The organism is Pseudanabaena biceps PCC 7429, from assembly GCF_000332215.1.
Taxonomy (GTDB): Bacteria; Cyanobacteriota; Cyanobacteriia; order Pseudanabaenales; family Pseudanabaenaceae; genus Pseudanabaena; species Pseudanabaena biceps.
This window is the reverse complement of record NZ_ALWB01000217.1, coordinates 1-3,544: the sequence shown is the minus strand read 5'-3', so window position 1 is coordinate 3,544 and position 3,544 is coordinate 1. Positions and strand designations below refer to the sequence as shown.

Sequence of the window (3,544 nt, the reverse complement as noted above, 5' to 3'; positions counted from 1 at the left end):
AAGCTATTCTCAATAATTTGACAATTTTCTTACCCCCAAGAATTTTCGTGTTGTCAAACGTGCTCTAGGCAAGCCCTCCAGAAGCCGAGGGTTTCAAATTTTTTACCCCGCAAGGGGACGGAAACACCCAGTATTTTGTTTCCTTCTTAGTTTCAGGATCTGTTTCAAATTTTTTACCCCGCAAGGGGACGGAAACTACCACGGTGTGAGCTAAACCAGCCCCAGAAGTACAAGTGTTTCAAATTTTTTACCCCGCAAGGGGACGGAAACATTGCCATTGTCCTTATTGCGAAAGTACAAGTGTTTCAAATTTTTTACCCCGCAAGGGGACGGAAACAAGTTACAGGAGTTTGTGCATTGCTCAAATCTGGTTTGTTTCAAATTTTTTACCCCGCAAGGGGACGGAAACGATAAGCACCAGCTACTACCAACTGAGAAAGGTTGATAAAGTTTCAAATTTTTTACCCCGCAAGGGGACGGAAACTTAGCTCCAGAAACAAGAAGTGCACTACCAAGTAAGGGTTTCAAATTTTTTACCCCGCAAGGGGACGGAAACCAGACCTCTTTGCATATTGAGCTACCAGCTCCTCGTTTCAAATTTTTTACCCCGCAAGGGGACGGAAACAGTGCCGAAAGCAGCTAAAATTGTAAATCCCGGTTTCAAATTTTTTACCCCGCAAGGGGACGGAAACAAGGTTTACCCCTTCTTCGGTGGAAACACCTAGAGTTTCAAATTTTTTACCCCGCAAGGGGACGGAAACTTTGTTCTATTTCCACCACTGATTCCCCAGTTGTTTCAAATTTTTTACCCCGCAAGGGGACGGAAACTATGTTCGATGGTGAGCCTGTGCCGGTCGTGCGACCGGGTTTCAAATTTTTTACCCCGCAAGGGGACGGAAACTTGCAAGGACAGCCTTGGCAATGATCACAGGGGTTTCAAATTTTTTACCCCGCAAGGGGACGGAAACCTTTAAAAAAACTGCGAAACCATTTCTAAAAAAGGTTTCAAATTTTTTACCCCGCAAGGGGACGGAAACCGTCTGTCGCTGGTTTTCCAGAGGTGGATGCAGGTTTCAAATTTTTTACCCCGCAAGGGGACGGAAACAGCAAGACTTAATAGAATTGCCGTGATTGCCGATGGTTTCAAATTTTTTACCCCGCAAGGGGACGGAAACGGGAGGGAAAGATGGAAGAAAGAAGATCGAAGAGGGAAGAAATGCAAAGAAAAATGCAAAGAAATAAAAAATTACTGTAATCGAATATAATTAATTGCTTAAATTTCATTCTTCGTTCTTCATTTTTCCGTCTTTAATTCGCGGGGACGGAAACGGGAGGGAAAGATGGAAGAAAGAAGATCGAAGAGGGAAGAGGGAAGAAATAAAGATAAAAACCAAAAAATATGTAGCTATTGCAATAATGTAAAATCGAATTCTTAATTTTCATTCTTCAATCTTCCTTTTTCCGCCTTTCCAATTATGTTTGACCTACGCGATCGCACCAAAAGCTTTGCATTGAGAATTGTGAAACTATATACATCTCTGCCGAAAACTACCGAAGCGCAAGTATTAGGGAAACAAGTCCTGAGAAGCAGAACATCAGTTGGGGCGCATTACCGAGAAGCAACCCGTGCGCGATCCAATGCTGAATACATCAGTAAAATTGAAGTTGGACTTCAGGAACTAGAAGAAAGTATTTACTGGCTAGAGCTATTAGCAGAAGCAGGGATTGTCAAAGCTTCTAACTTAGCCAATCTCATTCAAGAAGCCGAAGAACTGATCGCCATTTTTGTGACATTGGTGAAAAAAACGAAAAATAAAGACGTAAGAGAGAAATTTAAAGATGGAATAGAGAAGACGGAAGATTGAAGAAAAGATGAGGGGCAAGAGAAATATAGAAATGCTAAAGTTATCGCGATCGCGTAAAATTACATTCTTAAAATTGCATTCTTCATTCTTCGATCTGGAGTTTAGACTAAGAAAGGTAAAAAGGCAGAGTAAAAGAGATACAAACTGCCTAAAGTAGATGAAAAGAAAAGGACATCTACAGTCATGATTATTGACAAACTACAAGAATTTCGTCAACAGGTATATAGATTTTTAGGAAACGGACGGGATGCAATATTTGACCTGATGGATGCAGTATTAACCAGTCCAAGCGTAAAGTCATTTGCGGAATTATCGTTATCTGCGGTGTATCGGCGAAAATGGTCAAGCCTATATGAGTCACTAAAAGACAGTCGACCAAGACGAGGAAGGCTCAGACGACTGTGTGTGGAACAAATACCCAAAGACATTCGCCCATTGCTAGCAGGAGACCATACAGGATGGGGAAGACCGCACGCCAAAACGTTAAAAGACAGGAGCTTTGTACATCAACCGAATTTGGTTGAAGGCAACAAACCGATCGTGTTAGGACATGACTACAGTACCTTGGGGTGGGTGCCAGAGATGGAAGGGAGTTGGGCAATTCCGTTATGTCACGAGCGGATCAGTAGTTTTGAGACAGCAGCCCAAAGAGGTGCATTCCAACTGAGGCAAGTATGTCGAGACTTGTCTGTAAGACCGATCGCCACCTATGACAGTGAATATGGTAGTGCGGCCTTTATGAATTTGACCGAGGATATTCCCGCAGACTTACTGCTGCGTCTACGTCCTAACCGATGCTTATACAAAGCTCCTGCACCCTATAGAGGCTGTGGTCGTCCCCGCAAGCATGGGGATAAATTCCAACTTGCCAATGCTGATAGTTGGGGAGACCCATCGGCAACTTTTAGCTTAGAAGATGAGACAGTCGGACAGGTGCAAATCCAGCAATGGTCTGATTTACACTTTAAAAAAGCTGCCCAACGCCATTTCCAAGTTATTCGAGTCACCCATCCCCATTGCTCTGGTTTGTGGTTAGCTTGGGTGGGAGAGCAGATGCCATCTTTAGTCCAGATTTGGCGTTTGTACTTACGTCGTTTTGCTATCGACCATTGGAATCGCTTTGCCAAACAACGTTTACATTGGACTCTGCCTCATTTGTTGACTCCTCAACAGGCTTTGCGTTGGAGCGATCTTATGCCTCTATTGTCTTGGCAATTGTGGTTAGCCCGTCAACTGGTTATTGATAGTCCTTTACCTTGGCAGAAACCCCAAACCAATCTCTCCTTTGGTCGAGTCGCTCAGGGCTTTGCCGCACTTTTAGTCAGGATTGGTTCTCCAGCCTGTTCTCCTAAACCTCGTGGTAAGTCCCTTGGTTGGAAATCTGGGCGTAAGCGTTCTCCTTTTCCTCGCTTTCCTATCATCAAAAAACGGGTTTCCCGTCCAAAAAAGGTCAACAAAGACAACCTTAATTCCTAACCCTCAATATTCTCGTTTTCATTCTCTTAGATTTCCTCAGTTCTTTATTCTCTGAGTTACTTTTTCCTGCTCTTTTTCTGCTTATCTCAATCACCTTAGTCTAAACTCCAGTCAAAGTTGTTAGAGCAGAAAATTGGATAAAACTGAAAACAAGTCAGCTATTGATCATAACTTCCAAGTTTTATTTGTTCCCAAACAAGTCT

General features: G+C 43.0%; 2 protein-coding genes and 1 CRISPR repeat array. Both genes read left to right on the top strand.

Going from position 1 to position 3,544, the window contains the following annotated elements; genetic code table 11:
- Positions 1-90: 90 nt before the first annotated feature.
- Positions 91-1,175: a CRISPR direct-repeat array (repeat unit 35 nt; unit sequence GTTTCAAATTTTTTACCCCGCAAGGGGACGGAAAC).
- A 300-nt stretch (positions 1,176-1,475) separates the two neighbouring features.
- A complete protein-coding gene (locus PSE7429_RS18720; RefSeq protein WP_009628895.1) occupies positions 1,476-1,865 on the top strand; it encodes a four helix bundle protein in 390 nt (129 codons plus the stop codon).
- A gap of 183 nt (positions 1,866-2,048) precedes the next feature.
- On the top strand, positions 2,049-3,341 hold the full coding sequence (locus tag PSE7429_RS18715; protein ID WP_009628894.1) for an NF041680 family putative transposase: 1,293 nt from the start codon (positions 2,049-2,051) through the stop codon (positions 3,339-3,341).
- Positions 3,342-3,544 lie beyond the last annotated feature (203 nt).

Coding starts and splice junctions, on each gene's coding strand:
- PSE7429_RS18720 (WP_009628895.1), top strand. CDS start 1,476: ATGTTTGACCTACGCGATCGCACCAAAAGCTTTGCATTGAGAATTGTG.
- PSE7429_RS18715 (WP_009628894.1), top strand. CDS start 2,049: ATGATTATTGACAAACTACAAGAATTTCGTCAACAGGTATATAGATTT.